Annotated in this window: 26 protein-coding genes and 1 riboswitch; of the genes, 22 read left to right on the top strand and 4 right to left on the bottom strand. The window is 60.4% G+C overall.

The window, feature by feature from the left end; genetic code table 11:
• Window positions 1-77: 77 nt before the first annotated feature.
• The 13 genes from dnaK to radC all read left to right on the top strand — a co-directional run bounded on the left by dnaK (window position 78) and on the right by radC (window position 11,647).
• On the top strand, window positions 78-1,988 hold the full coding sequence (gene dnaK, locus ACR0KW_RS12565; RefSeq protein ID WP_480805289.1) for a molecular chaperone DnaK: 1,911 nt from the start codon (window positions 78-80) through the stop codon (window positions 1,986-1,988).
• Between the two features lie 74 nt (window positions 1,989-2,062).
• On the top strand, window positions 2,063-3,214 hold the full coding sequence (gene dnaJ, locus ACR0KW_RS12560) for a molecular chaperone DnaJ (protein WP_480805288.1): 1,152 nt from the start codon (window positions 2,063-2,065) through the stop codon (window positions 3,212-3,214).
• 132 nt (window positions 3,215-3,346) lie between these two features.
• Window positions 3,347-3,453, top strand: a riboswitch (TPP riboswitch).
• A gap of 45 nt (window positions 3,454-3,498) precedes the next feature.
• Window positions 3,499-4,302 carry a bifunctional hydroxymethylpyrimidine kinase/phosphomethylpyrimidine kinase gene (thiD, locus tag ACR0KW_RS12555; protein ID WP_480805287.1) on the top strand — a complete coding sequence of 268 codons (804 nt, stop codon included), beginning with the start codon at window positions 3,499-3,501 and terminating at the stop codon, window positions 4,300-4,302.
• Complete coding sequence (locus ACR0KW_RS12550) at window positions 4,299-5,276, top strand: FAD-dependent oxidoreductase (RefSeq protein WP_480805286.1); 978 nt, start codon at window positions 4,299-4,301, stop codon at window positions 5,274-5,276. The genes thiD and ACR0KW_RS12550 overlap by 4 nt, the downstream gene beginning before the upstream one ends.
• A complete protein-coding gene (gene thiS / locus ACR0KW_RS12545; protein WP_480805285.1) occupies window positions 5,260-5,454 on the top strand; it encodes a sulfur carrier protein ThiS in 195 nt (64 codons plus the stop codon). Before ACR0KW_RS12550 ends, thiS begins: the two co-directional genes overlap by 17 nt.
• Window positions 5,455-5,456: 2 nt before the next feature.
• A complete protein-coding gene (locus tag ACR0KW_RS12540) occupies window positions 5,457-6,221 on the top strand; it encodes a thiazole synthase (RefSeq protein ID WP_480805284.1) in 765 nt (254 codons plus the stop codon).
• The gene (locus ACR0KW_RS12535) at window positions 6,218-6,814 is read left to right on the top strand and encodes a thiamine phosphate synthase (protein WP_480805283.1); all 597 of its coding nucleotides are present in this window, start codon (window positions 6,218-6,220) and stop codon (window positions 6,812-6,814) included. Before ACR0KW_RS12540 ends, ACR0KW_RS12535 begins: the two co-directional genes overlap by 4 nt.
• Window positions 6,811-7,773 (top strand): ThiF family adenylyltransferase, encoded by a 963-nt coding sequence (locus tag ACR0KW_RS12530; protein WP_480805282.1) that lies wholly within the window; start codon window positions 6,811-6,813, stop codon window positions 7,771-7,773. The genes ACR0KW_RS12535 and ACR0KW_RS12530 overlap by 4 nt, the downstream gene beginning before the upstream one ends.
• 20 nt (window positions 7,774-7,793) lie before the next feature.
• Window positions 7,794-8,729 (top strand): ABC transporter substrate-binding protein, encoded by a 936-nt coding sequence (locus ACR0KW_RS12525; protein WP_480805281.1) that lies wholly within the window; start codon window positions 7,794-7,796, stop codon window positions 8,727-8,729.
• A complete protein-coding gene (gene tenA, locus ACR0KW_RS12520) occupies window positions 8,726-9,400 on the top strand; it encodes a thiaminase II (RefSeq protein WP_480805280.1) in 675 nt (224 codons plus the stop codon). The genes ACR0KW_RS12525 and tenA overlap by 4 nt, the downstream gene beginning before the upstream one ends.
• A complete protein-coding gene (locus ACR0KW_RS12515; protein ID WP_480805279.1) occupies window positions 9,397-10,125 on the top strand; it encodes an ABC transporter ATP-binding protein in 729 nt (242 codons plus the stop codon). Before tenA ends, ACR0KW_RS12515 begins: the two co-directional genes overlap by 4 nt.
• On the top strand, window positions 10,122-10,856 hold the full coding sequence (locus ACR0KW_RS12510; RefSeq protein ID WP_480805278.1) for an ABC transporter permease: 735 nt from the start codon (window positions 10,122-10,124) through the stop codon (window positions 10,854-10,856). Before ACR0KW_RS12515 ends, ACR0KW_RS12510 begins: the two co-directional genes overlap by 4 nt.
• A 35-nt stretch (window positions 10,857-10,891) precedes the next feature.
• Window positions 10,892-11,647 (top strand): RadC family protein, encoded by a 756-nt coding sequence (gene radC, locus ACR0KW_RS12505; protein ID WP_480805277.1) that lies wholly within the window; start codon window positions 10,892-10,894, stop codon window positions 11,645-11,647.
• Window positions 11,648-11,651: 4 nt separating this feature from the next.
• On the opposite strand, the gene ACR0KW_RS12500 is transcribed toward radC, so the two are convergent.
• The 3 genes from ACR0KW_RS12500 to secA form a co-directional block, all read right to left on the bottom strand.
• Entirely contained in the window at window positions 11,652-13,208 is a 1,557-nt protein-coding gene (locus ACR0KW_RS12500; protein ID WP_480805276.1) for a phosphate ABC transporter substrate-binding/OmpA family protein, read from the bottom strand.
• Between the two features lie 25 nt (window positions 13,209-13,233).
• Complete coding sequence (locus ACR0KW_RS12495) at window positions 13,234-14,157, bottom strand: hypothetical protein (RefSeq protein WP_480805275.1); 924 nt, start codon at window positions 14,155-14,157, stop codon at window positions 13,234-13,236.
• Window positions 14,158-14,257: 100 nt separating this feature from the next.
• Window positions 14,258-16,975 carry a preprotein translocase subunit SecA gene (secA, locus tag ACR0KW_RS12490; protein WP_480805274.1) on the bottom strand — a complete coding sequence of 906 codons (2,718 nt, stop codon included), beginning with the start codon at window positions 16,973-16,975 and terminating at the stop codon, window positions 14,258-14,260.
• A 176-nt stretch (window positions 16,976-17,151) separates the two neighbouring features.
• On the opposite strand from secA, the gene ACR0KW_RS12485 reads away from it, so the two are divergent.
• Genes ACR0KW_RS12485 through mutT form a run of 3 tightly spaced genes read left to right on the top strand, consistent with a single transcriptional unit; the run spans window position 17,152 to window position 19,628 of the window.
• Entirely contained in the window at window positions 17,152-18,000 is an 849-nt protein-coding gene (locus tag ACR0KW_RS12485; protein ID WP_480805273.1) for a peptidylprolyl isomerase, read from the top strand.
• A 6-nt stretch (window positions 18,001-18,006) separates the two neighbouring features.
• Window positions 18,007-19,233, top strand: a complete 1,227-nt coding sequence (argJ, locus tag ACR0KW_RS12480; RefSeq protein ID WP_480805272.1) for a bifunctional glutamate N-acetyltransferase/amino-acid acetyltransferase ArgJ — start codon at window positions 18,007-18,009, stop codon at window positions 19,231-19,233.
• Complete coding sequence (gene mutT / locus ACR0KW_RS12475) at window positions 19,230-19,628, top strand: 8-oxo-dGTP diphosphatase MutT (protein WP_170404924.1); 399 nt, start codon at window positions 19,230-19,232, stop codon at window positions 19,626-19,628. Before argJ ends, mutT begins: the two co-directional genes overlap by 4 nt.
• A gap of 6 nt (window positions 19,629-19,634) precedes the next feature.
• Here the strand turns inward: mutT and ACR0KW_RS12470 are convergent, their stop codons facing one another.
• Complete coding sequence (locus ACR0KW_RS12470; RefSeq protein ID WP_480805367.1) at window positions 19,635-19,928, bottom strand: c-type cytochrome; 294 nt, start codon at window positions 19,926-19,928, stop codon at window positions 19,635-19,637.
• Between the two features lie 385 nt (window positions 19,929-20,313).
• On the opposite strand from ACR0KW_RS12470, the gene ACR0KW_RS12465 reads away from it, so the two are divergent.
• From ACR0KW_RS12465 to ACR0KW_RS12440, 6 genes are all read left to right on the top strand, one after another.
• A complete protein-coding gene (locus ACR0KW_RS12465) occupies window positions 20,314-22,257 on the top strand; it encodes an AMP-binding protein (protein ID WP_480805366.1) in 1,944 nt (647 codons plus the stop codon).
• 78 nt (window positions 22,258-22,335) lie between these two features.
• Window positions 22,336-23,154, top strand: a complete 819-nt coding sequence (locus tag ACR0KW_RS12460) for an ABC transporter ATP-binding protein (RefSeq protein WP_170326177.1) — start codon at window positions 22,336-22,338, stop codon at window positions 23,152-23,154.
• A gap of 29 nt (window positions 23,155-23,183) precedes the next feature.
• Window positions 23,184-24,170: a branched-chain amino acid ABC transporter permease gene (locus ACR0KW_RS12455; RefSeq protein WP_480805271.1), complete on the top strand. Its 987-nt coding sequence runs from the start codon at window positions 23,184-23,186 to the stop codon at window positions 24,168-24,170.
• Between the two features lie 3 nt (window positions 24,171-24,173).
• Window positions 24,174-24,431 (top strand): hypothetical protein, encoded by a 258-nt coding sequence (locus ACR0KW_RS12450; protein ID WP_480805270.1) that lies wholly within the window; start codon window positions 24,174-24,176, stop codon window positions 24,429-24,431.
• A 3-nt stretch (window positions 24,432-24,434) separates the two neighbouring features.
• Window positions 24,435-25,511 (top strand): branched-chain amino acid ABC transporter permease, encoded by a 1,077-nt coding sequence (locus ACR0KW_RS12445; RefSeq protein WP_480805269.1) that lies wholly within the window; start codon window positions 24,435-24,437, stop codon window positions 25,509-25,511.
• Window positions 25,512-25,583: 72 nt separating this feature from the next.
• A complete protein-coding gene (locus ACR0KW_RS12440) occupies window positions 25,584-26,867 on the top strand; it encodes an ABC transporter substrate-binding protein (RefSeq protein ID WP_480805268.1) in 1,284 nt (427 codons plus the stop codon).
• The last annotated feature ends 51 nt before the right edge of the window (window positions 26,868-26,918 follow it).

Here is a 26,918-nt window from a genome sequence, read left to right as displayed (position 1 = left end):
CGCATATCAGATCGGGGCCGGGTGCCATAACGGGTCCGGACCTCGGACATCGCCTTGAAGAGAAAGGGATTGAACATATGGGAAAAGTAATCGGGATTGACCTCGGAACCACCAACTCGTGCGTTGCGATCATGGACGGCTCGCAGCCGAAGGTCATCGAGAACGCCGAAGGGGCGCGGACCACGCCCTCGATCGTCGCCTTCACCGAAGATGAGCGACTGGTCGGTCAGCCGGCAAAACGTCAGGCGGTCACCAACCCCGACAACACGATCTTTGGCGTCAAGCGTCTGATCGGTCGTCGTGTGGATGATGCAGAAGTCGAAAAAGACAAGAAAATGGTGCCGTATGCCATCGTCAATGGCGGCAACGGCGACGCGTGGGTTGAAGCCCGCGGTGAAAAGTACTCCCCAAGCCAGATCTCGGCCTTCACTCTGGGCAAGATGAAGGAAACCGCCGAGAGCTATTTGGGTGAGGAAGTCACGCAGGCGGTTATCACCGTTCCGGCATATTTCAACGATGCTCAGCGTCAGGCCACCAAAGACGCCGGTAAAATCGCCGGTCTGGAAGTGCTGCGAATCATCAACGAACCGACAGCCGCCGCTCTGGCCTATGGTCTGGACAAGGAAGAAACCCAAACCATCGCGGTTTATGACCTTGGTGGTGGTACCTTCGACGTGACCATTCTGGAAATCGACGACGGCCTGTTCGAGGTCAAATCGACCAACGGTGACACCTTCCTGGGTGGTGAAGACTTTGACATGCGCATCGTCAACTACCTGGCGGATGAGTTCAAAAAAGAACACGGTGTCGACCTGAGCCAGGACAAGATGGCCCTACAGCGTCTGAAGGAAGCTGCTGAAAAAGCCAAGATCGAACTGTCCTCGACCTCGCAGACCGAAATCAACCAGCCGTTCATCTCAATGGGTTCGAACGGTCAGCCGCTGCACATGGTCATGAAACTGACCCGTGCCAAGCTGGAATCACTGGTTGGTGACCTGATCAAGAAGTCGATGAAGCCTTGCGCCGCTGCTCTGAAAGACGCCGGTCTGTCGGCTGCTGACGTGGACGAAGTTGTTCTGGTCGGTGGTATGACCCGGATGCCGAAAGTGATCGAAGAGGTCACCAAGTTCTTCGGTAAAGAGCCGCACAAGGGTGTGAACCCGGACGAAGTGGTTGCCATGGGTGCCGCCATTCAGGCCGGTGTTCTGCAGGGCGATGTCAAAGACGTGGTTCTGCTGGACGTGACCCCGCTGTCGCTGGGTATCGAAACCCTGGGTGGCGTGTTCACCCGCCTGATCGACCGCAACACCACGATCCCGACCAAGAAGTCCCAAGTCTTCTCGACCGCCGAGGACAACCAGAACGCCGTGACCATCCGCGTGTTCCAGGGTGAGCGTGAAATGGCTGCGGACAACAAGATCCTAGGTCAGTTCAACCTTGAAGATATCCCGCCCGCACCGCGCGGTATGCCTCAGATCGAGGTGACCTTCGACATCGACGCCAACGGCATTGTCTCGGTTTCGGCCAAGGACAAAGGCACCGGAAAAGAGCAGAAGATCACCATTCAGGCCTCGGGCGGTCTGTCGGACGACGATATCGAAAAGATGGTCAAAGACGCCGAAGAGAACGCGGAAGCCGACAAGGAACGCCGCGAGCTGGTCGACGCCAAGAACCAGGCGGAAAGCCTCATCCACTCGACCGAGAAGTCGATGGAAGAACATGCCGACAAGGTTGACCCGACCACCATCGAAGCCATCGAGCTGGCGATTGCCGCGCTGAAAGACGAGCTGGAAACCGAAAATGCCGACAAGATCAAGTCCGGCATCCAGAACGTCACCGAAGCGGCCATGAAGCTGGGTGAGGCCATCTACAAGGCGCAAGCCGAAGAGGCCGAGGATGAGCCCGCAGCGGCAGATACCGCTCCGGCCGGTGACGACGACATCGTCGATGCCGAGTTCGAAGATCTGGACGACGACAAGCGTAACTAACGGGTAACCGGGCCAATGCGGGCCGGTCCGGTTGCCGGGCCGGCCCGATTACGTTGAGGCAGAAGGAAACACTGATGTCAAAACGCGACTACTATGATGTGCTCGGCGTAGCTAAGGGCGCATCGGCGGACGAGATCAAGAAGGGCTTTCGTAAGAAGGCCAAGGAATTGCATCCTGACCGCAACAAGGACAACCCGGATGCCGAGGCCCAGTTCAAGGAAGCGAACGAAGCCTATGACGTTTTGAAGGACGCCGACCGCAAGGCTGCCTACGATCGTTTTGGTCATGCCGCTTTTGAAAACGGCATGGGTGGCGGTGGCCGTCCGGGCGGCGGTTTTGGTCAGGGCGATTTTTCCAGCGCGTTCTCGGATGTGTTCGACGATCTGTTCGGCGATTTCATGGGCGGCCAGCGTGGTGGTGCCGGTGGCGGCCGTCGCGCCGCGCGCGGGTCGGACCTGCGTTACAACCTGCGTGTGTCGCTGGAAGAGGCGTTTTCGGGTCTGCAGAAAACCATCAGCGTTCCCGCTGCCGTGGCCTGTTCGGCCTGTGACGGCTCGGGTGCCGAAGGTGGCGTGGAGCCGACCACCTGTCCGACTTGCTCAGGCATGGGCAAGGTTCGCGCGCAGCAGGGTTTCTTTACCGTTGAACGGACCTGCCCCACCTGTTCGGGTCTGGGTCAAATCATCAAGAACCCCTGTAAATCCTGCGGTGGTGCAGGCCGCGTGGAAAAAGAACGCGCTCTGTCCGTGAACATCCCCGCCGGCGTCGAAACCGGAACCCGCATCCGTCTGGCGGGTGAGGGTGAGGCCGGGATGCGCGGTGGCCCTCCGGGTGATCTCTATATCTTTGTCGAAGTGTCGGATCACAGGCTGTTCGAACGTGACAGCGTGAACCTTTATTGCCGCGTGCCCGTCAGCATGGCCAAAGCGGCGCTGGGTGGCTCGATCGAAGTGCCGACCATCGACGGTGGCCGCGGCCGTGTGCAGATTCCGGCCGGCAGCCAATCAGGCCGTCAAATGCGCCTGCGCGGCAAGGGGATGCCTGCCCTGCGTGGTGGTGGCGTTGGGGACATGTTCATCGAACTGGCCGTGGAAACTCCGGTCAACCTGACCAGTCGCCAGAAAGAACTGCTGAAAGAGTTCGATGATTTGGGTGAAGATAACCACCCGGAATCAAAAAGCTTTTTCTCATCCGTTAAGTCCTTCTGGGACGGGATGAAAGGCTAAAGCCTTATTACCAAAAGAAGCTAAGATTGAGCCGGCCCCCAGATGCCGGCTTTTTCATTCTATAAGTCCAGTTTGACCATCGACTACGCCAAAATTGGCCCTTGATTCCCCTGCCAACCCCTGAGATTGTCCGCCCAACCGTTGGGGTGCCCCGATCAAGGGGCTGAGAGGCGTGAATGCGCTAACCCATCGAACCTGATCCGGGCAATACCGGCGTAGGGAACGGTCGTATACACTACAGACGTTTTCCATGCTGCGTTGCCCATTGATGATGGAGCAACGATATGACGCATATTGCCCTGACTATTGCGGGCTCGGACAGCGGCGGTGGGGCCGGGATACAGGCGGATCTCAAGGCGATGTCCGCTTTGGGTGTATATGGCGCCAGTGTGATCACGGCGGTGACGGCGCAGAATACCCGGGCCGTGACAGCGGTGCATGGGATACCGCTGGATGTGGTTTCCGCCCAGATCGAGGCGGTACTGACCGATCTGGATGTTGGCGCGATCAAGATCGGGATGTTGGCGGCCCCGGAGATTATTCAGGCGGTCGCGGATGCCATTGCCGGGTTCGATGGCCCGATTGTGCTGGACCCGGTGATGATTGCCAAATCCGGTGATGCGTTGCTGGCGCAGGATGCAGTGCTGACTTTACGCGACATCCTTCTGCCTCGCGCCACCGTATTGACCCCTAACCTGCCGGAAGCAGCCTGTTTGCTAGGAGCTACCGAAGCTGAAACCCCCGACCAAATGATCGCGCAGGGGCTTGCCTTGTGCGGGTTGGGCGCAGGTTCGGTTTTGATGAAAGGGGGTCATGGCCGTGGGACTGTCTGCCATGATCTGCTGGTTGATGCCTCTGGTCTGGTGGCTGAGTTCACCGCCCCCCGACGCGAGACGCGGAACACGCATGGCACCGGGTGCACTTTGTCGTCCGCTATTGCGGCGGGGCTGGCGCAGGGGCTTGGCCTCAACGACGCTGTCGCACAGGCGCATGACTACCTGCAGGGGGCAATTGTTCAGGCGGACGGTTTGATGATCGGGCAGGGGCACGGACCGGTGCATCACTTCCACCGGGTTTGGCCCGCGTGACGGTCTGGTCGGTCATAGGGTCCGGCGTGGCCGGTTTGGCCGTCGCCAGCGAACTTGTTTCGCGCGGTGCCAAGGTTCAGGTGTTCGATCCCGCCGGCCCTCCGGGTCCGCATGGGTGTTCCTGGTGGGCGGGCGGTATGCTGGCCCCATGGTGTGAGTATGAAAACGCCGAGGAACCGGTGTTGCGCTTGGGTCAAATTGCGCTGGACTGGTGGGCAGCGCGCACTCGGGTAGAACGGCGAGGCACGCTGGTTGTGGCCAACCCGCGCGACCTGCCCGATCTGCGCCGGTTTGCCCGGCGGACCGAAGGGTATTGCGAGGTCGAACAGTCCAATTTAGCCGAATTAGAGCCTGATTTTCATGGGTTCACCAAGGGTCTCCATTTCACGAATGAAGCCCATCTGGATCCACGCCAAGCTTTGCGGGACCTTCATAAGCAATTGGTGGACCAAGGCGTAGACTTCCATCGCAAACTCGCCCCATCGCGGCTTGAAAACGCAATCGACTGTCGCGGATTGCACGCCCGCGAGGTGCTGCACGATTTGCGCGGCGTTAAGGGTGAAATGTTGGTGATCCGTTGCCCGGACGTGACCCTGACCCGGCCCGTGCGTCTACTGCATCCAAGGATGCCGCTCTACATCGTTCCGCGCGGGGACGGCATCTACATGCTGGGCGCGACGATGATCGAAAGCGAAGACAGCAGCCGCATCACCGCGCGCTCGATGCTGGAACTGCTCAGCGCAGCCTATGCGCTGAACCCCGCGTTCGGAGAGGCCGAAGTGCTTGAGATTGGCGTCGATCTGCGCCCGGCCTTTCCCGACAACCTGCCGCGTATTCGGCGACTGGGGCACACGATCTATGCCAATGGCCTCTATCGCCACGGCTATCTGCTGGCCCCGGCGCTGGCGCAGGGCGTGGCGGATCTGGCGCTGGACAAAAAACAATCGGAGATGGTCGATGAAGATCGTGCTTAATGGTGAACCGCGCGAAGTACGCGCCCAAACCCTCTCGGACCTGTTGGTCGAATGCGGATTCTCAGGACGGGTAGCGACGGCCGTGAACGAGGATTTCGTGCCTTCGGGTTTGCGCATTGCCCACACATTGGCCGACGGCGACCGGATCGAAGTTGTCGCGCCGATGCAGGGGGGCTGAAGATGAAGACTTTCTACGGCACCTCTCTGCCCAATCCGCTGATGCTGGGCACGGCGCAATATCCCAGCCCTGCGATCCTGGAACAGGCGTTTCGGGACAGCGGTGCGGGGGTGGCCACCGTGTCGCTTCGGCGTGAATCTGGTGCGGGGCAGACATTCTGGCAGATGATCCGCGAGTTGGGCGTGATGGTCCTGCCGAACACAGCCGGTTGTCACACGGTCAAAGAGGCCGTGACCACCGCCCACATGGCGCGTGAGGTGTTCGATACAAGCTGGATCAAGCTGGAACTGATCGGCCACACCGACAGCCTGCAGCCGGACGTGTTTCAGCTGGTCGAGGCCGCGCGCATCCTGACCGAGGACGGGTTTCAGGTGTTTCCTTACACCACGGACGACCTGATCGTGGGCGAACGTCTGCTGGCGGCGGGGTGTGAGGTATTGATGCCCTGGGGCGCCCCAATTGGATCGGGGCGCGGACTGAACAACGCATATGCTCTACGCGCGATGCGGGCCGAATTCCCGGATGTACCGTTGGTGATTGACGCGGGCATTGGGCTGCCCAGCCACGCGGCGCAGGCGATGGAGTTGGGGTATGACGCGGTTCTGCTGAACACCGCCGTGGCCCGGGCAGGCGACCCCGCCGCCATGGCCCGCGCGATGATGTTGGCGATTGAAGCTGGACAACTGGCCCATCAGGCTGACCCGATTGAGGCACGCGATATGGCAGAGGCGTCCACCCCGGTGATCGGAAAGGCGTTCCTGTCATGACCCTCGACCGGTTCTACCCGATCTTCGATCACTCGGACTGGCTGCGCCGAATGCTGCCTTTGGGTGTGAAACTTGTGCAGTTGCGGATCAAGGATCAGCCCGATGCGGTGGTGCGCGAACAGATTGCCCTGTCGCGTGGCCTCTGCCGCCAGCATGGCGCGGTTCTGGTCGTCAACGACTATTGGCAGGCTGCGATTGAGGCGGGGTGCGACTGGATTCACCTCGGGCAGGAGGACCTGGACGAGGCCGACTTGCACGCCATCCGCAAGGCGGGGCTGAAACTGGGGGTCTCGACTCACGATGACGATGAATTGGAACGGGTTCTGGCGATGGACCCGGACTATGTGGCGCTGGGGCCGGTCTATCCGACGATCCTGAAAAAGATGAAGTGGCATCAGCAGGGCTTGCCCCGGGTCACCGAATGGAAGGCGCGGGTGGGGGATATCCCTCTGGTCGGCATTGGCGGGATGAGTGTTGAACGCGCGCCGGGCGTGTTGCAGGCGGGGGCTGATATCGTCTCGGCCGTCACCGACATCACACTGAACACCAATCCAGAGGCCCGCGTGTGCGAATGGATCGAGGTCACGCGATGAACCGTTATACCCGCCAGATGATCCTGCCCGAGGTGGGTGCAGAGGGGCAGGCCCGCTTGTCCGCCGCGAAGGTTCTGGTGGTGGGCGCGGGCGGGCTGGCCGCTCCGGCGCTGCCGCTGTTGGCCGGGGCTGGGGTGGGGCAGTTGACGATCATGGACCGCGATCATGTTGCCCTGTCGAACCTGCATCGGCAGACGTTTTTTACTGAGGCAGATTGTGGGCGCCCAAAGGCGGAGGTCGCGGCGGATCGTTGCCGGGGCTTAAATAGTGATGTCAGGGTTTTCGCAAATAAACAGGCTCTAACAAACGAAAATACGGCTGAGTTTGTCGAACAGGCAGACTTGGTCCTAGATTGTGCCGACAGCTACGCGGCCAGCTATACCCTGTCGGACACCTGTTTCGAATTGGGTAAGCCGCTGATTTCAGCATCCGTGCTGGGGATGTCGGGCTACGTCGGCGGCTTTTGCGGCAGCGCGCCCTCCCTGCGGGCGGTGTTCCCGGACGCACCTGACAGCGGCGCTAGCTGCGCAACCGCTGGGGTGTTGGGTCCGGTCGTTGGAATGATCGGAGCGATGCAGGCGCAGATGGCGCTGAACCTGATCCTCGGCCTTCAGCCCTCACCTCTGGGACAGATTGTACAGGTCGATGCACGCACCTTCCGCAGCACCACCTTCCGTTTTGACGGTGCTCAGGAACCTGAACGGTACTTCCCCTTCGTGTCGGTCAATCAACTGACCGAGGACGATCTGATCATCGAGTTGCGCAGCGTGGATGAGGCACCCGGTTCCATTCATCCCAATGCCCGGCGCGTATCAACGGACACGCTCAATATGGAGCCTAACAAGGGAAAAAGGCTGGCGCTTTGCTGCGCCACCGGCCTGCGCGCTTGGCGGGCCGCGGAAGAACTGCAACCGGATTGGCCGGGCGAGATCGTCCTTGTCGCGGCCTCAACCTCGTGAGTGAAAAGGAAACGCGAGACATGAAGAAACTGATCACAGCCATTGCCCTGCTGGCCGCCGCGCCCGCCTGGGCCGAGGACAAGATGACCGTCCTGTTGGACTGGTTCATCAACCCCGACCATGGCCCCATCATCGTGGCGCAGGAAAACGGTTACTTCGCCGATGAGGGGCTTGAGGTGGAAATCATCCCGCCCGCCGACCCCTCGGCCCCGCCGCGCCTGGTGGCCGCCGGTCAGGCGGATCTGGCAGTTTCCTACCAACCGCAACTTCACCTGCAGATTCACGAGGGCCTGCCGCTGAAACGTGTCGGCACGCTGGTTGCCACCCCGTTGAACTGCCTGCTGGTGCTTGAAGATGGCCCAATCGAAACGCTGGCTGACCTCAAGGACAAGAAGGTCGGCTTCTCGGTCGCCGGTGTGGAAGAGGCGGTTCTGTCCGCGATGCTGAACACTCATGACGTGGCGCTGGACGATATCGAGATGATCAACGTGAACTTCTCACTTTCGCCGTCGCTGATGTCCGGTCAGGTGGATGCGGTGATCGGGGCCTTCCGCAACTTTGAACTGAACCAGATGGATATCGAAGGCGTCGCAGGCCGCTGTTTCTATATCGAGGAAGAAGGCGTGCCGCCTTATGATGAGCTAATCTATGTGGCTAACCCCGAAACGATGGATGCCGACAAGGTCGCGCGTTTTCTGGCCGCGACCGAAAAAGCGACCCAGTTCATCGTGAACAACCCGGAAAAGAGCTGGGAGATTTTTGCCGCCACCTCGCCAGAATTGCAGGATGAGCTGAACGCCCGCGCCTGGGTCGACACGCTGCCTCGCTTTGCTCTGCGCCCCGCGGGTTTTGACGCGGGTCGCTATGCTCGGTTCGAGGCGTTCCTGAAAGACAGCGGCATGATCGACAGCATCAACCCGGTCAACGACATCACCATCGACGTGACCGTGCAATGAGCGGATACGGCAAAGCGTTCACACTGATGCGTGATGCGGTGCAGGGGCCGTGGCGGGATTATACCCGCCACGCCTTTGTCGAAGGGATGAAGGACGGCACCCTGCCGCGTGAGGCGTTTCTGCACTATTTGCGGCAGGACTATGTGTTCCTGATCCACTTCTCGCGCGCTTGGGCGTTGGCGGTGGTGAAGTCCGAAACCCATTCCGAGATGCTGACTGCGGTTGCGACCGTCAACGCACTGGTGGCTGAAGAAATGCAGCTGCATATCGGTATCTGCGAGGCCGAAGGCATCTCGGGCGAAGAGCTGCTCGCGACCAAGGAGCGGGCCGAAAATCTGGCCTATACCCGCTTTGTACTCGAGGCCGGGTATAGCGGCGATTTGATGGACTTGCTGGCCGCGTTGGCGCCCTGTGTGATGGGGTATGGTGAGATCGGTGCTCGGCTGGTGTCCGAGGCCACTTCGGACACCTATCGCGAATGGATCAACACCTATGCCAGCCCGGATTATCAGGGGGCGTGTCAGGCGGTCGGGGAATTGCTTGACAAGGCTCTAACACGGCGTATTGGTGCGGATTTCGAGGTGTCGCCGCGTTGGCAGCGCCTGTGTCGGACGTTTCGAACCGCGACTGAGCTTGAGGTCGGTTTCTGGCAAATGGGCCTGACCCCGTGACCCCGGCACCCGACCTGACCATAAGCGGATCGGCCAGCATCAACGGCACAACGCTGTTTGCGCCGTTGTCCCTGACGCTTGGCGCGAGGCAATGGACCTGCCTGCTGGGCGGGTCGGGTGTCGGAAAAACCACGGTTCTGCGCTTGATTGCAGGGCTGGATACCGGAGCTGACTTTGACGGTCAGATTTCCGCCAGCGATGGTCAACCGGTGACCGAACGCGTCGCTTATATGGCGCAGGACGATCTGTTGCTGCCTTGGGCGACCGTGGCGCAGAATGTCTCGCTGGGTGCGCGTCTGCGGGGTGAAAAGCCGGACCTCGCGCGCCGCGACCGTCTGATCGAACGGATGCGCTTGCAGGATCATCTGACCAAGAAACCCGGCGAATTGTCCGGCGGTCAGCGGCAGCGCGTGGCCTTGGCCCGCACGCTGATGGAGGATCGTCCCATTGTGTTGCTGGACGAGCCGTTCTCGGCGCTCGACGCCCGCAGCCGCGCGGATATGCAGGATTTGGCAGCCGAAGCGTTGCAAGGCCGGACCGTTCTGCTGGTTACTCATGACCCGGCTGAGGCCGCTCGGCTGGGCCAGTCCATCGTGGTGATGACCCAACATGGCCTGACCCCATGCCAGCCCCCAGTCGCGCCCGCGCCGCGCAAGGTCGATGACCTTGGTTCGTTGGAGACCCAAGGCGCGCTGCTGCGGCTGCTGCGAGAGGAGGCAGCGTGAAATACCTCTCGGCCTTCGCCGCGACTCTTTTCGCATTGGCGGTCTGGCAGGCGATTGTCTCTCTGACCGGCCTTCCGAAATTCATCCTGCCCGGACCCGCCTTGGTGGCGGAGACATGGTGGCAAAACCGCTGGCTGATTGCCGAACACACGTGGATCACCGCGGTCGAAGTGGTGGTCGGGTTGGCCTGTGGCACGATTCTGGGAGTTGTCACCGCGCTGCAACTGGCCAATTCGCGTACCGCGAGAGTTCTGGTGCAGCCGATGCTGGTCTTCACGCAGGCGCTGCCGGTCTTTGCGTTGGCCCCGCTGCTGACCCTGTGGCTGGGCTACGGGCTGTGGTCCAAGGTCGCGATGGCGGTGCTGATCATCTATTTCCCGATCACCTCATCCTTTTTCGACGGGTTAATGCGGACGCCTGCGGGGTATCTCGATCTGGCGCGCACCATGCAGGCCAGCCCGCGCGCGGTGTTGTGGCATATCCGGATACCGGCGGCTTTGCCCTCGCTGGCGTCCGGGATGCGCTTGGCGGCGGTCTATGCGCCGATCGGGGCGGTGATCGGCGAATGGGTGGGTTCATCCAAGGGGTTGGGATATCTGATGCTACTGGCCAATGGCCGCGCCAAGACCGATCTGATGTTTGCGGCGATGCTGACGCTGGGGGTGTTTTCGATCCTGCTGCATATGCTTGTCCGCCGCGCCACTTCCCGCATGGCGGGCGAGGCGCGTTAACCTTTCAGAAACCGATTCTGCGCCAGTCTGAGGGCATGACCCAGGACGCCTTTGCCGAAGCCCCGATGCTATTTGAAACGGACGAAGCGCCCGCGCAGCCGCTGCCGTCTGGTCGATTGCCCTCCTATATCAAAGACCACCGTAAGCGGCTGCGCGAAAGGTTCATGTCCGGCGGCTCGGCTGCGATACCAGATTATGAGCTGTTGGAACTGGTCTTGTTCCGCTCCATCCCCCGGCAGGACGTCAAACCGCTGGCGCGGGCGCTGATGGATACGTTCGGCGATTTCAACCGGGTGCTGACCGCGCCCGAGGAACGGCTGCGCCAGATCAAGGGTGTTGGCGATACGGTGATCACCGATCTGAAAATCCTTGAGGCCTGCGCCCACCGCATGGCCCGCGCGCGGGTGATGCAGCGGCATGTGATCTCGGGCTGGGACGCGCTGCTGGACTATTGCCACACCACCATGGCCCACCGTGAAACCGAGCAGTTCCGGGTGTTCTATCTGGATCGCAAGAACGTGCTGATCGCGGATGAGGAACAGGCCAAGGGCACCGTCGATCATGTGCCGGTCTATCCGCGTGAGGTGGCGAAACGGGCGCTGGAACTGAATGCCTCGGCGCTTATTCTGGTGCACAACCATCCGTCGGGTGATCCGACTCCGTCACAGTCTGATATCGACATGACCAACCGGATTCAGGATGCCTGTCTGGCGCTGGGCCTGACGCTGCACGATCACCTGATCATCGGCAAATCGAATGAGCTGAGCTTTCGGTCGGAAGGGTATCTGTAGCGGGTTACCTAACCCAGACCTCGACCCTGCGATTGACCTTGCGGCCCCAATCGGTGTCGTCGCAGGCCATCGGCATAGCCTCGCCGAACCCGTCTACTTCGAGCTCGATACTGTCGGGGATCGCGGTTTCCACCGCTGCCAGCACCGCGTTGCGCACTGTTTTTGCCCGCAGTAGCGCAATCCGCGCGTTGGCTGCTGCGTCACCGTCGCCGTCGCTGAAACCGACAAAGACCAGTTTGCGCGCATCCAGCGTACCGGATTCAAGCTGTTGGGCCAGGTTTTGGATGTTCGACCTAGACTGCGCGTCGGGTCGTGAGGAACCGGCCTCGAACCGGAAAGACAGCGAGAGCCGAGACAAAGGCCGCAACGTGGTGACCATGCGCTGCAGCTCTTCCAGCCCGACCTCAGCTCCGCCCGAGGCAACAGCATTGGCAAACCGGTTTCCTTGCAGCTCGATCGGCATCCTCTCGGGCGCCTGATCGACAAAACCTGCGTCGCGGATTGCCATCTGGGCGTCAGCGCTTTGGGTATAGGCCAGAAACTGACGGGCGACGCGGGGCAGGCGTTGCTGGGGCAGATACAGGAACATGGGTGAGGTCAGAGGGTAATCCTCGGTCTTGATCGTTTGCCTTGTGGCCATCAGCGCATGACCGCATCCCCCGGCCAGCGGCAGGGCGCGCGCCGTTTCGACCTCGGCCTCGCTGGCTATTCCGATGGCAAAGGGATCATCGGCCACGGCACGCACCAGATCGCTGCCACGCGCGTGTCGGAGGACGGCCTCGGAGAGCGCCACTTTGGCAGGGTCAAGCAACCGATCCTCGACCCCTTGCGCCAGTCCCGACCCGGTTTCGGGCAGGTGCAGCGCAATTGGCGCGTTCGGTCCGCCCAAAGCGGACCAGTTGTCGATCTCACCGGACAGTACCAGCGCCAGATCGGACAGGGAAACAAACGGCACCGGGTTGTCTGGGGCAACGATGGGGACCAGCGCATCCAGCGCCACAACCCGCGAGCGGCGCGCCTGGGTCAGGTCGCCCAGACCCGCAGCCTCGGCGGCCTCTTGTTCCGACGGGCGGATTTCGCGCAGAGCCATCACAATATCGGCTTGTCCCGCGATTAGATCGGAAAAGCCGCCGCCAGTATTGCCAACGTCGAAATAGAACCGCCCAAGCGGGGCATCGCGCCCGGTCCGGTGCAGCTCATAAGCCAGTTTGTTATTTTGGGTCATGAGGGGCGTTGCCGACAGCCCTTCTTGTTCCGCAAAGCCCATCAGCAGGGCGGGCAGTACCTTTTCGGCCATGACGGACGATCCGGAAAACCGCAATTCGGCCACGAAATCGGTCAGATTGGGGCAGGCAGGTCCGTCGCAGGTCACACCCGAGCCGTCGACCGTCAGCTCGCCGAATTGCGTATCGACGCGGTAGAACTCGCCGTCGAACCCCAGAAGGGTTCCGGCCACCTCGACCTTGCCGTCATGAGAGGTGAGCGTGATGTCCTGCGCCTGAACGGCCGAGGCAAATGTTGCCGAAAACAGTGCGGCTGCCACCACACGAAGAAATGTCATTGGAAGTTCGAGCCTGCCTGCGGTTTTAGTTTGCCACGATTGTCAGGTCTTGGAGCAAATTATTCAACACCAGAAACTCACCGGTTCTGGAACAATCCGGAAAGCTGAGCGTCAGGTCGCGCGACCGCAGGCTTCGGTCATACTGCAACTCCAGCGACTGCACGTTCAGGTCCTGGCCGCAATTGGCCTCGGTCACCTCGGCCTCAACCGTCAATGCGATCGACCCAGATTGCTGCGATTGTGCCGCAGGGAAGGAATAGACCTCGACGTTGCGGGCATCGTGGAATGTGGACTGGGCCAGGTGCACGACGCTGCCTGCTCCCTGCGTGTCGGACTCGGCCGAGACATGACCCGCGTCGCCATAGCTGGCCCCAAATTCCAGCGCATGGATCTGCAGCTCGGTCTCACCCTGCCATTGCAGGGCCACGCGGGAATACTGGCCGATGTCGGGAATGTGAGTGGTGGCTACGGTCCCCTTCTGATCCTCAAGCGAGATCAGAAAGATCGCGTATTCCGACAGGGCCGGTATGGTCAGGTCCAACGTGCCGTTTGCGTCCGTCTCTTGCGTGACGGTCAGGCCGCTGTGATGCACTTCGATCCGTTCATTGCCGTGGCAGGGGGCTTTGACGATCAGGCGGGCGGCAGCACCGGGAACGGCACGGGCCCGGGCGCTCAGGCCACACTCGGCGCGGTCCGAGGGAGTTGACCGGCTGGGCTTAAGCGTTCGTTTTGTCGACGTAGTGATCTGGTCTGTTGCCGGGGCGGGGGTCGAGGAGGTCAGGACGATGTCCTCCAGCCCGGGCACAACAGCGTTCGGGGCGGTGGATACAACTTCGGGGTCCTGCGAACCGGTCGGTCCCGCAGGAAATCCATTCTGCATCAGGTAACCAATCGCCAGCGCGCACACGACGGTGCCGCCGGTGGTCACGTAGTTCTTAATAACAAACAAGACACCCTCCCCAGTTGAAGGAGCGAGTCGTATATTGAGGAGGAATAACGGCCAATATGTGGCCGTGAGGGGGACTCAATGTGTCTCAATTGCGCTGAAATCAGGTCAGACGCCCGTGGCAATGTTTGAACTTTTTGCCCGATCCGCAGGGGCATCGGTCATTGCGTGACGGGTTGCCCCAGGTGCTGGGATCGTCCTCGACAAAACCGGGCCGGGCATCGCCCGAGGCTTCGGCCTCAGCCACGGCTTCGGCACGGTCAGCGGCCTGATCGACTGATCTTTGTGCCTGTGCCTGCTGGGCCGCCATCTGCGCCAGCATTTCCTTCTGCTCTTCCTCGGTCAGCGGACGCACGCGCGACAATTGCTGGGTCACGGTTTCGCGCAGGCTGTCGAGCATCCCTTCGAACAGCTGGAAGCTTTCGTTCTTGTATTCGTTCAGCGGATCGCGCTGGGCGTATCCACGGAAACCGACGACCGAGCGCAGATGCTCCAGCGTCAGAAGATGCTCGCGCCATTTGCTGTCGATGGTGTTCAGCAGCACCTGCTTTTCGATGTTGCGCATATTTTCGGGGCCAAAAGCCGCCGCTTTCTGCGCCATCATCTCATCTGCGGCGTTGATCAGACGCTCGCGCACCTGTTCGTCATCCACACCTTCTTCGGCGGCCCAGTCCTGAACCGGCGCGTCGATGGTCAGCTTGTCCTTGATCGCCCCGTGCAGACCGTCGGTGTCCCACTGATCGGCATAGGATTTCGGCGGCATGTATTCGTCGATCAGATCGTCGATCACCTGCTCGCGCATGTCCGAGACGATCTCGGACAGGTCATCCGAGGACATGATCTCGCGCCGTTGGCTGAAGACAACTTTCCGCTGATCGTTCATCACGTCGTCGAATTTCAGGACGTTTTTGCGCATGTCGAAGTTGCGGCCTTCGACCTTGGATTGCGCGCGTTCCAGCGACTTGTTGACCCAGGGGTGGACGATGGCTTCGCCCTCTTTCATGCCCAGCGTGGTCAGCACCTTGTCGAGCCGTTCCGAGCCGAAGATGCGCATCAGGTCGTCTTCGAGGCTCAGGTAGAACACGGTGCGGCCCGGATCACCCTGACGGCCCGAACGGCCGCGCAGCTGGTTGTCGATGCGGCGGCTTTCGTGACGTTCCGACGCCATCACATAAAGACCACCGGCGGCCAAAACCTTTTCTTTCTCTTCCGCATGGCGGGCCTCCTCGGCGGCGCGCAGTTCGGAAGGATCGGCCTCGGGGTTTTCGGCCAGTGCTTTAAGCACCTTCATTTCCACGTTGCCGCCCAACTGAATGTCGGTGCCGCGACCAGCCATGTTAGTGGCGATGGTCACCGCGCCCAGACGGCCGGCATCGGCAACGATCTGCGCCTCTTGCTCGTGCTGGCGGGCGTTCAGAACGTTATGCGCGATGCCTTCCTTTTCCAGCAACTGGCTCAGCAATTCGGATTTCTCGATCGACGTGGTGCCCAGCAGGACCGGTTGGCCCTTTTCCTGTGCTTCTTTCGTCTGTTCGATCATCGCGCCGTATTTCTCGGCACCGGTGCGATAGACCTGATCGTCTTCGTCCACGCGGGCGATCGGCTTGTTGGTCGGAACCTCGACAACGCCCAGACCGTAGATTTCGGCAAATTCTTCGGCTTCGGTCAGGGCTGTACCGGTCATGCCGCTCAATTTGTCATAGAGGCGGAAATAGTTCTGGAAGGTCACGCTGGCCAGCGTCACGTTCTCGGGCTGGATCTGTACGTCTTCCTTGGCTTCAATGGCCTGGTGCAAGCCTTCGGACAGGCGGCGGCCCGGCATCATCCGGCCAGTAAATTCGTCAATCAGCACGACATTGCCGTCACGCACGATGTAATCCTTGTCGCGCGTGAACAGCTTGTGCGCGCGCAGGCCCTGGTTCACGTGGTGCACGACGGTGGTGCTTTCGGGATCATAAAGCGAATGGCCCTCGGGGATCAGCCCGGCAGCAATCAGCTGCTGCTCCAGAAACTCGTTGCCCTCATCAGTAAAGGTCACGTTGCGGGATTTTTCATCCAGCGAGTAGTGATCATCGCTCAGCGACGGGATCAGCGCGTCGATGGCGGTATACAGGTCCGAGCGGTCCTGCGACGGCCCCGAGATGATCAGCGGTGTCCGTGCCTCGTCGATCAGGATCGAGTCGACCTCGTCCACGATCGCGAAATTGTGGTGTTTCTGGTAAATCTCGGCCAGATCGGCCTTCATATTGTCGCGTAGATAGTCAAAACCCAGCTCATTGTTGGTGGCATAGGTGATGTCACAGGCATAGGCGGCTTTCTTCTCGGCATCGGGCTGGCCTGACCAGATGACACCGGTGGTCATGCCGACAGCGGCAAACACCTTGCCCATCCATTCCGAGTCCCGCTTGGCCAGGTATTCGTTCACCGTGACCACATGCACACCCTTGCCGGTCAGCGCGTTCAGATAGGCGGGGAAGGTGGCGACCAGCGTCTTGCCCTCACCCGTCTTCATTTCCGAGATATTGCCCTGATGCAGGAAGGTGCCGCCCATCAGCTGTACGTCAAAGGCGCGCAGACCCAGCGAACGCTTGGCGCCTTCGCGGACGTTGGCAAAGGCTTCGGGCAGCAGGGCATCCAGGCTTTCGCCGTCCAGCGCGCGTTTGCGCAGCTCGGCGGTCTTTTCGATCAGACCCTCGTCAGAGAGTTTTTCGAACTCGGGTTCCAGCGCGTTGATCTTTTCGATCAGGGGGCGGGTCGCCTTGATCTTGCGGTCGTTCGGTGTTCCGAACACCTTTTTGGCGAGCGTTCCGAGTCCCAGCATGTTCACTCCAGCGGATCTGTTCTTGTCTTGGTTGCGACAGGCTTGCCCACCTTGCGCGCAACCCATAGATACGGGGGGTGAAAGGCGGCCCTGTCCAAGGCTTCAAAGCGATGTAAGCGGCAGGTTCCAGAGTGTCAACGCTGCGCCCTGTCGCGGCAAAGAAATAGGATGATTCCATGCCCAAAGGCCTCACTTTTCTGCCATCGCTGGCGCTTGCTGCGGTGATGGCCCTGCCATTGGCCGCCGAAACCAAACCCGATGCCAGCACCGTCATCGCGCGCGTGAATGGGGATGAGATCACTTTGGGTCACGTCATCGCCACCGGGGCTGCCTTGCCCGAGCAGTACCAGCAGATCGAAGACGATGTCCTGTACGAGCTGATCGTCGACCAACTGATCCAGCAGGCGCTGCTGGGCCAGCAGCAGGAAGCCTTGTCCAAGCTGAATACGCTGGCGCTGGACAATGAGACGCGCTCGTTGCTGGCTGTGCAGACGGTGAACGCCCTGATCGAAGAAGAGCTGACGGACGAAGCGATCCAGGCGGCCTATGACGCGAAGTATGCCGATTTCCAGGGCGCGGATGAGTTCAACGCCAGCCACATCCTTGTGGAAACTGAAGAAAAAGCCAAAGAGATCAAGGCACAGCTGGACGACGGCGCCGATTTCGCTGAAATGGCCAAAGAGCACTCGACCGGCCCGTCGGGTCCCAACGGGGGTGAGCTGGGCTGGTTCGGATCGGGCCAGATGGTTCCGGCCTTCGAGGCAGCCGTGATCAGCTTGGAAAAGGGTCAGGTGTCCGAGCCCGTGAAAACCCAGTTCGGCTGGCACGTGGTCACTCTGAACGACAAGCGCAAATCCGAGGCACCCGAGATTGATCAGGTGCGCGCCGAGCTGACCCAGACCCTGCAGCAAGAGGTCATTCAGGCTCGCATCGACGAACTGACCCAAGAGGCCGAGATTGAGCGCCCCGCACTGGAAGGCGCTGGTCCCGAGGTTCTGCGTCAGACCGACCTGATTCAGGAGTAAACGCGCGTGGCCACGATCACCAAGGTCTCTCCGCTGGCTCCGGCGGCTTTTCCAGAATTGCCCGCGATTGACGGTGTGCGCTTTGCCACCGTCGAGGCAGGCGTGCGCTATCAGGGCCGCACAGATGTGATGCTGGCCGTGCTGGACCCGGGCACGTCTGTGGCCGGGGTCTTTACCCGGTCCGCCACCCGTGCGGCGCCGGTGCTGGACTGTCAGGACAAGATCGGCGGGGCCAGTGACAGCCCGGCAGCCATCCTTGTGAACTCGGGCAATGCCAACGCGTTCACCGGGCATTACGGTCAGACCTCGGTGGCCGAGGTGACGCAGGCTGTGTCGACAGCCACCGGCGTTCCGGTCGAGCGGGTTTTTACCTCTTCGACCGGTGTGATCGGCGAGCCGCTGCCGCATGAGCGTATCGTTGCGCAGCTTGAGACGCTGAAATCGGGCCTCAGCCGCCATGCCATCGAAGACGCCGCGCGGGCGATCATGACCACCGACACCTTCCCGAAAGGGGCATCGGCACAGGTCGAGATTGACGGCAAAACAGTCTCTATTGCGGGGATTGCCAAGGGATCTGGCATGATCGCACCGGACATGGCGACGATGTTGGTCTACATCTTTACCGATGCGCAGGTCGAGCAATCGGCATTGCAGGCGATGCTGGGGGCGCAGACCGACCGGACCTTCAACTGCATCACCGTGGACAGCGATACCTCGACCTCGGACAGCCTTCTGCTGTGCGCAACCGGGGCCTCGGGCGTGGATGCAACCGGCAACGCGGCTTTTGCCGAGGCGTTGGAAACCGTAATGCTGGATCTTGCCCAGCAGGTGGTGCGCGACGGGGAAGGCGCCACGAAATTCGTGGAAATCCGCGTGACCGGAGCCGCCTCGGACAACGACGCCAAGGTGCATGGTCTGGCCATTGCGAATTCTCCGCTGGTGAAAACCGCAATTGCGGGCGAAGATCCGAACTGGGGCCGCGTGGTCATGGCCATCGGCAAGTCGGGCGCAGCAGCAGATCGGGACCTACTGAGCATTTCCTTCGGTGACATTCTGGTGGCTGAAAAAGGCTGGGTCAGCCCGGATTACCGAGAGGAAGACGCCGCCGAATATATGAAGGGTCAGGATCTGGTGATCACCGTCGATCTGGGGCTGGGCGAGGGCAATTCCACCGTTTGGACCTGTGACCTGACCCATGGATATATCGAGATCAACGCGGATTATCGCTCGTGAAAACAGTCCTTGTTTCTGCCGTTGCCCTGATCGACATCGAGGGCCGGGTGCTGCTGGCGCAGCGCCCGGAGGGCAAGTCCATGGCCGGTCTGTGGGAGTTCCCCGGCGGCAAGATCGAACCCGGCGAAACCCCCGAAGCCGCCTTGATCCGCGAATTGCACGAGGAACTGGGCATCGACACCTGGGCCTCGTGCCTAGCGCCGCTGACTTTTGCCAGCCACAGCTATGACGATTTCCACCTGCTGATGCCGCTGTTTGCCTGCCGCAAATGGGAGGGCATTCCGCAGTCGAAAGAGGGGCAGGCTCTGAAATGGGCGCGTGCGAATGAGTTGCGCAATTACCCGATGCCTGCGGCGGATGTGCCGCTGATCCCGATATTGCGGGATTGGTTGTAATAGAGTCTAAAACCGCTTCTGTGCCTCGAAGAATGCGGCAATGTCTTGTAGGTCTTGGTCGCTCAGTTCTTTTAACTTCCTGGTCATTGCCGCGTTCTTACTACTATCTTCGCGGGCGCCGGATGCGTAGTTCCGCATCTCTTGTAGCAGGTAAACAGCCGGTTGCCCGGCCAACATAGGCACTGGCTGAAACGACGTTGATCGGGCATTTCCATCGCCTCCATGGCAGTGGGAACAGTCTCTTCGCGCAAGATCCCGACCGTTTTCCAGGTCACCTTCTGCTAGTACGGGACTTGTCATGCAAGTGGCTGCCGCAGCCATTATCGCTAGGATAGCTTTGGTCATATCGTGCCTCCTCGCAATCCTTTGCTTATCAGATGGTAACACAATCATATTCAATGTGAGAATCGCAGCGATTTGGTCTCCAACCGAAATCCGCAAAAACTCAAACGATCCATCCGCGCTTCGCATCAACGTTCACTCATCCCACTCAATAGCTCCGCCCCTGTTACAATTCGTAAGAATTGAGAAAACATCAGGAAAAAGTTGACGCTGATCTTTCTCGCGTCCCTTATCGGGGCGTTGGCGTTCGGGCCTTTGACCCGGACCCGCCATTTCCGGCCCGGGGAGGGGTCGGATGGGGAGGAGAGAGAGATTGGCTCAGACGCAGTCGGGCGCGGACGGGATGGCCTCCCTTCCGGCGCTGCTACATCGCAATGCGACACAGTTCGGGGATGCCCCGGCCTATCGGGAAAAGGAATTCGGCATCTGGCAATGCTGGACTTGGGCGGAAACGGCTGCCGAGGTCCGCGCGCTGGCGCTTGGATTTCTGGAGATCGGCGTTGAAAAGGGTGACCATATTGCCGTGATCGGCCGCAACCGCCCGGCGCATTACTGGTCGATGGTGGCCGCGCAGATGGTGGGTGCTGTTCCGGTGCCGCTGTATCAGGACTCGGTGGCTGAAGAGATGGCCTATGTGCTGGAACATTGCGGCGCGAAATACGTGGTCTGCGGCGATCAGGAGCAGGTCGACAAGGTCATCGAGATTCAGGAAAACCTGCATCAGGTCAAACACATCTTCTATACCGACAAGCGCGGGATGCGGAAATACGACCATTCCCAGATGAACGCGCTGGAAGATATCATGGCCGAGGGAAACGCGGGCCATCAGCGGTTCGATGCGGAACTGGACAAGCGGACTGCGGCAATCACTTATGACGACACCTGCGTGATGCTTTACACCTCGGGCACCACCGGCAAACCCAAGGGCGTGGTGCTGTCGAACCGCAACGTGATCGAAAGCGCCAAGAACTCGGCGGAATTCGATCATCTGACCCGGAATGAGGACATCCTGTCCTATCTGCCAATGGCCTGGGTCGGCGATTTCATCTTTTCCATCGGTCAGGCTTATTGGTGCGGTTTCTGCGTGAACTGCCCCGAAAGCGCCGACACGATGATGACCGACCTGCGCGAAATCGGGCCGACCTATTTCTTTGCCCCGCCGCGCGTGTTCGAAACCCAGCTGACCAACGTGATGATCCGGATGGAGGACGCGGGCAAGCTGAAGCAGCGCATGTTCCATCACTTCATGGCGCACGCCAAGAAGGTTGGCGGGTTGTTGCTGGACGGCAAACCGGTGGGCTTTGGCGACCGGCTAAAATACGCGCTGGGCAATCTGCTGGTCTACGGCCCGCTGAAGGATACGCTGGGCTATGGCCGGTTCCGCGTCGGATATACGGCCGGTGAGGCCATCGGGCCGGAGATTTTCGATTTCTACCGCTCGCTGGGCATCAACCTGAAACAGCTTTACGGTCAGACCGAAGCCACCGTGTTTATTACCGTTCAACCTGATGGTGAGGTGCGCGCGGATACGGTGGGTGTACCAGCCCCGGCGGTCGAGCTGAAAATCGACGACAATGGCGAGATTCACTACCGCTCGCCCGGCGTGTTCGTTGAGTATTACAACAACCCGGACTCGACGGCCTCGACCAAGGATGCCGAGGGCTGGGTGGCCACCGGGGATGCCGGGTTCATCGAGGAGAACTCGGGCCATCTGCGGATCATCGACCGCGCCAAGGACGTCGGCAAGATGGCCGACGGGTCGATGTTCGCGCCGAAATATGTCGAGAACAAACTGAAGTTTTATCCCGATATCCTTGAGGTCGTGCTGTTCGGTAATGGCCGGGATCATTGTGTGGCCTTCATCAATATCGACCTGACGGCAGTCGGCAATTGGGCGGAACGCAACAACGTGGCTTATGCATCATATCAGGAACTGGCGGGCCATCCCCGTGTGTTAGAGACGATTCGCGGCCATGTGGAAGAGGTGAACAAGTCCGTTGCCGCCGATGAGATGCTGTCTGGCTGTCAGGTGCATCGCTTTGTTGTGCTGCACAAGGAACTGGACGCCGATGACGGTGAGATGACCCGCACGCGGAAAGTGCGGCGGGGATTCGTCGAAGAGAAGTTCAGCGACATCATCGCCGCGCTGTATGACGGGTCCAAAACCGTCTCGACCACAACCGAAGTGACCTATGAGGACGGCCGCAAGGGGTCGATCTCGGCGACACTGGAGATTGTGGACGCGCCGGTGGTGCCGGTGGCGCAGCACAAGGTGGCTGCGGAATGAGGGCCGGTCATGCGCCGCTCGACCTGCGGTCATCGCCCCGCCCGCCTTCCCGTTATTGCAAAAGTCAGGGAGTGACTGATGCTGGATAGTACCGAAGGATATGTCACCGAAGACGGCCGCAAGATCGGCGGCGTGGTGATGGAGATGAAGAACATCACCCTGCGCTTTGGCGGTGTGGTGGCGATCAAGGATATCTCATTCGACATTCGCGAGGGTGAGATCCGCGCCATCATCGGGCCGAACGGGGCGGGCAAGTCCTCGATGCTGAACGTGATCTCGGGGTTTTATGTACCGCAGGAGGGCGAGGTCTGGTTCCACGGCGCCAAGCGCCCGCCGATGCGGCCCTATGAGGTGGCGCGGCAGGGCATTGCGCGCACGTTCCAGAACATTGCCTTGTTCGAAGGCATGAGCGTTCTGGACAACGTCATGACCGGGCGGCTGAACTACATGAAGACCAACATGTTTCAGCAGGCCTGGTGGAAGGGCAAAGCCGAGGCGGAAGAGGTTGAAAACCGTGAGGCCGTCGAGAAGATCATCGACTTTCTGGAAATCCAGCACATCCGCAAGACGCCGGTATCGCGACTGCCTTACGGTTTGAAAAAACGGGTCGAGTTGGCGCGCGCGCTGGCGGCCGAGCCCAAGCTGCTGCTGCTGGATGAGCCGATGGCGGGCATGAACGTCGAAGAGAAAGAGGACATGAGCCGCTTTATCCTCGACGTGAATGACGAGTTCGGCACCACCATCGCCCTGATCGAGCATGACATGGGCGTGGTGATGGACCTGAGCGACCGGGTGGTCGTGATGGATTACGGCAAGAAGATCGGCGACGGCACACCCGACGAGGTGCGCAGCAACCAGGACGTGATCGACGCCTATCTGGGGGTCAGCCATGACTAAGCATCGGACAGACATGAGGAGCGGCGCAGATGCCTGAACAACTCGTATTCGCGATGGAGGTCATCCTCAACGGTCTGATGGCCGGGGTGCTGTATGCGCTGGTCGCGCTGGGCTTTGTGCTGATCTACAAGGCATCCGGAATTTTCAATTATGCGCAAGGGGTTATGGCCCTGTTTGCGGCCATGACGCTGGTGGGTATCATGAACGGGCAGGTGCCTTTCGCCCATGTGATCAACGCCACACTCGGAACGCATGTGCACCATTTCGGCTGGAACGTGCCGGCGCTGCTGGCGATCGTCCTGACTATGGGCGTCATGGTGCTTTTGGCCTGGGCGGTGCAGCGGTTCGTCATGCGCCATCTGGTGGGGCAGGAGCCGATCATCCTGTTCATGGCCACAATCGGCCTGGCCTATTTCCTTGAAGGCATGGCCGACCTGATGTGGGGGTCCGAGATCAAGACGCTGGATGTGGGACTACCGCAGGGCATCAACCTGTGGATCGATGAGACGACCTTCAACATCTTTGGCTACGGCTTTTTCATCGACAATCTGGACATTGTGGCAACGGTGATCGCAGCACTGCTGGTGGCGGCTCTGGTGGCGTTCAGCCAGTACACCAAGCAGGGTCGGGCGATGCGCGCGGTGGCCGATGACCACCAGGCGGCACTGTCGGTTGGGATCTCGTTGAACTTCATCTGGATCATGGTCTGGTCGGTTGCGGGTTTCGTAGCGCTGGTCGCGGGCATCATGTGGGGCACCAAGTCGGGCGTTCAGTTCTCTCTGTCTCTGATCGCGCTCAAGGCGCTGCCGGTTCTGATGCTGGGCGGGTTCACCTCGATCCCCGGCGCTATCGTTGGTGGGCTGATCATCGGCGTTGGTGAGAAACTGTTCGAGTTTGCCATCGGCCCGCTGGTCGGCGGCGCGACCGAGAACTGGTTCGCCTATGTGCTGGCGCTGATCTTTCTGGTGTTCCGTCCGCAAGGACTCTTCGGTGAGAAAATTATCGAGAGGGTGTAGGGCATGACAAAGCTGATCGCCATCATCAACGTCGTCGCATGGGCCGGGTTCTGGGCATTTGGATACATCGCCATCACCTCGGACAATCTGACGAGTGGTCAGTTGACCGTCGCCGCGATTTTGGCCTTTGCCGGGCTGATCATGGGCGTGCTGGCCTATCTGAAACTGGTGCGCGCCTCCGAGGCGAGCGGATATGCCAAAGGCTCTAACCAACTGGATGCCGAGGCCCGCAACAAAGCGCAGGAAGAATGGGGAAAGTAAGACATGTTCTATCGTGAGGCCGGGGATTTCAAAACCTCGTACATTGATGACAGCCAGACCTTCCCGATCAAGTTCGACCGGTATCGGTACTATGTCGTATTGGCGGTGGCGTTCGGGATCATTCCGTTCATCATTAACGATTACTGGGCCAACGCGCTGCTGTTACCGTTCCTGATCTACGCAATCGCGGCCATCGGGTTGAATATTCTGGTGGGCTATTGCGGGCAGGTCTCGCTGGGTACCGGGGGGTTCATGGCCGTGGGGGCCTATGCCTGCTACAAGCTGATGACGGCATTCCCGGATGTTAGCATGTTCATCCATGTCATCCTTGCCGGAGGGATCACGGCCATCGTCGGAGTGTTGTTCGGCCTGCCAAGCCTTCGGATCAAGGGGTTCTATCTGGCGGTTGCGACGCTGGCGGCGCAGTTCTTCCTGGTGTGGCTGTTCAACCGGGTGCCGTGGTTCTACAACTATTCGGCCTCGGGCCAGATCAACGCGCCGGAGCGTGACGTGTTCGGCATCATCATCACCGGGCCGAATGCGCCGGCTTGGGCGACCTATCTGTTCTGCCTGATCTTTCTGACCGTCTGCGCCATCATCGCGCGCAACCTGACGCGCGGCACCACCGGGCGCACCTGGATGGCGATCCGCGACATGGATATCGCGGCCGAGATCATCGGGGTGAACCCGCTGCGGGCGAAACTGACCGCCTTTGCCGTCAGCTCATTCTTTGTGGGTATTGCGGGTGCGCTGTTCTTTGCGGTCTATCTGGGCGCGGTCGAGGTCGGCGAGGCCTTTGGCATCCAGAAGTCGTTCCTGGTTCTGTTCATGATCATTATCGGCGGGTTGGGCTCAATTTTTGGCTCATTCGCGGGGGCGGCGTTTCTGGTGCTGCTGCCTGTGGTGCTGAAAGTGGTCGGCGCCGACTGGCTGGGCTGGCCCACGGATATCGTGGCGCATCTGCAGTTGGTGATCGTCGGTGGGCTGATCATCCTGTTCCTGATCCTTGAACCGCATGGTCTGGCGCAGCTGTGGCGCGTGGCGAAAGAGAAACTCAGACTCTGGCCGTTCCCGCACTAGGGCTGGCCCAATCAGATAACGGGTGCAAAGCCCGACCCCCAACATCGGACCAACCAAGGGAGGAGACACCCGATGAAATTGAAACTGGCAACCGCGGCGCTTGGCGCCCTGATGGCCGCAGGGCCGGCTCTGGCGGATCTGGTGATCCCAGATCTGAGCTATCGCACCGGACCCTACGCAGCTGGCGGCATTCCGTTCTCGGACGGGTATAACGACTATTTCACCCTGCTGAACGAACGCGATGGCGGCATCGGTGGTGTTCCGATCCGCGTGGTCGAGTGCGAAACCGGCTATAACACTGAAAAAGGCGTTGAGTGCTACGAATCCACCAAGGGCGAAGGCGCGCTGGTCTATCAGCCGCTCTCCACTGGTATTACCTATCAGTTGATCCCGAAAGTGACCGCGGACAATATCCCGCTGCACACGATGGGCTATGGCCGGACGTCGGCTAAGAACGGCACCGTGTTCAGCCACGTTTTCAACTACCCGGCCAACTACTGGGACGGGGCGTCGGGCGCGATCAACTATCTGCTCGAGGAAAACGGCGGTGACCTGAGCGGCAAGAAAATCGCGCTGGTCTATCACAACTCGGCCTACGGCAAGGAACCGATCCGCACCCTGGAAGATCTGTCCAAAAAGCACGGTTTTGAACTGGTCGCTCTGCCTGTCGATCACCCGGGTCAGGAGCAGAAGTCGCAGTGGCTGCAAATCCGTCGCGACCGCCCCGACTATGTCCTGATGTGGGGCTGGGGCGTGATGAACCAGGTGGCCGTGCAAGAGGCCGCAAACATCCGCTTCCCGATGGAAAACTTTATCGGCATCTGGTGGTCGGGCTCTGAAAACGACGTTCTGCCTGCGGGTGAAGCCGCCAATGGCTACAAGGCGTTGGCCTTCCACAATGTCGGCACGGATTTCCCGGTTTTTGACGATCTGCAGACACACGTGATTGATGCGGGCAAGGCCGCAGGCGCAGGTGATCAGGTCGGTTCTGTACTGTACAACCGCGGTCTCTATGCGGCGGTGCTGGCCGCCGAAGCGATCAAGAAGGCGCAAGAGCTTTCGGGCAACGCCGACATCACCGCCGCCGAAATGCGCGAAGGTATGGAAGCCCTTGAGATGACCGAGGCGAAGATGACCGAACTGGGCCTGCCGAACTTTGGTCCGACCTTCTCGGTCTCGTGCGAGAACCACGGTGGTGACGCTCTGGTGGGTGTGACCCAATGGGACGCGGCGAACAAGACCTGGACGATGATCTCGGACTTCAAAGCGACCGATGGTGAAGTGATCGGCGCGCTGATCGACGAAGATTCCGCAGCCTATGCCTCGGAAAACAACATCGACTCGCGCTGCAACTAAGGCGCTTTGATACACCGGGGCGGCGGTGAACTGCCGCCCCGAACCCCACAC

This window comes from Ruegeria sp. CG11 (assembly GCF_056537245.1).
The sequence above is the reverse complement of the archived record's forward strand: the minus strand, read 5'-3'. Positions and strand labels throughout refer to the sequence as shown.

Bases quoted from the DNA above. Each gene is read 5' to 3' on its own strand.
- ACR0KW_RS12455 (WP_480805271.1), top strand. From the start codon at position 23,184: ATGCCTGAACAACTCGTATTCGCGATGGAGGTCATCCTCAACGGTCTG.
- ACR0KW_RS12485 (WP_480805273.1), top strand. From the start codon at position 17,152: ATGCCCAAAGGCCTCACTTTTCTGCCATCGCTGGCGCTTGCTGCGGTG.
- ACR0KW_RS12440 (WP_480805268.1), top strand. From the start codon at position 25,584: ATGAAATTGAAACTGGCAACCGCGGCGCTTGGCGCCCTGATGGCCGCA.
- secA (WP_480805274.1), bottom strand. From the start codon at position 16,975: ATGCTGGGACTCGGAACGCTCGCCAAAAAGGTGTTCGGAACACCGAAC.
- ACR0KW_RS12450 (WP_480805270.1), top strand. From the start codon at position 24,174: ATGACAAAGCTGATCGCCATCATCAACGTCGTCGCATGGGCCGGGTTC.
- dnaJ (WP_480805288.1), top strand. From the start codon at position 2,063: ATGTCAAAACGCGACTACTATGATGTGCTCGGCGTAGCTAAGGGCGCA.
- dnaK (WP_480805289.1), top strand. From the start codon at position 78: ATGGGAAAAGTAATCGGGATTGACCTCGGAACCACCAACTCGTGCGTT.
- ACR0KW_RS12525 (WP_480805281.1), top strand. From the start codon at position 7,794: ATGAAGAAACTGATCACAGCCATTGCCCTGCTGGCCGCCGCGCCCGCC.
- ACR0KW_RS12535 (WP_480805283.1), top strand. From the start codon at position 6,218: ATGACCCTCGACCGGTTCTACCCGATCTTCGATCACTCGGACTGGCTG.
- ACR0KW_RS12465 (WP_480805366.1), top strand. From the start codon at position 20,314: ATGGCCTCCCTTCCGGCGCTGCTACATCGCAATGCGACACAGTTCGGG.
- tenA (WP_480805280.1), top strand. From the start codon at position 8,726: ATGAGCGGATACGGCAAAGCGTTCACACTGATGCGTGATGCGGTGCAG.
- ACR0KW_RS12460 (WP_170326177.1), top strand. From the start codon at position 22,336: ATGCTGGATAGTACCGAAGGATATGTCACCGAAGACGGCCGCAAGATC.
- ACR0KW_RS12445 (WP_480805269.1), top strand. From the start codon at position 24,435: ATGTTCTATCGTGAGGCCGGGGATTTCAAAACCTCGTACATTGATGAC.
- ACR0KW_RS12470 (WP_480805367.1), bottom strand. From the start codon at position 19,928: ATGACAAGTCCCGTACTAGCAGAAGGTGACCTGGAAAACGGTCGGGAT.
- ACR0KW_RS12540 (WP_480805284.1), top strand. From the start codon at position 5,457: ATGAAGACTTTCTACGGCACCTCTCTGCCCAATCCGCTGATGCTGGGC.
- radC (WP_480805277.1), top strand. From the start codon at position 10,892: ATGACCCAGGACGCCTTTGCCGAAGCCCCGATGCTATTTGAAACGGAC.
- ACR0KW_RS12530 (WP_480805282.1), top strand. From the start codon at position 6,811: ATGAACCGTTATACCCGCCAGATGATCCTGCCCGAGGTGGGTGCAGAG.
- ACR0KW_RS12500 (WP_480805276.1), bottom strand. From the start codon at position 13,208: ATGACATTTCTTCGTGTGGTGGCAGCCGCACTGTTTTCGGCAACATTT.
- thiD (WP_480805287.1), top strand. From the start codon at position 3,499: ATGACGCATATTGCCCTGACTATTGCGGGCTCGGACAGCGGCGGTGGG.
- thiS (WP_480805285.1), top strand. From the start codon at position 5,260: ATGAAGATCGTGCTTAATGGTGAACCGCGCGAAGTACGCGCCCAAACC.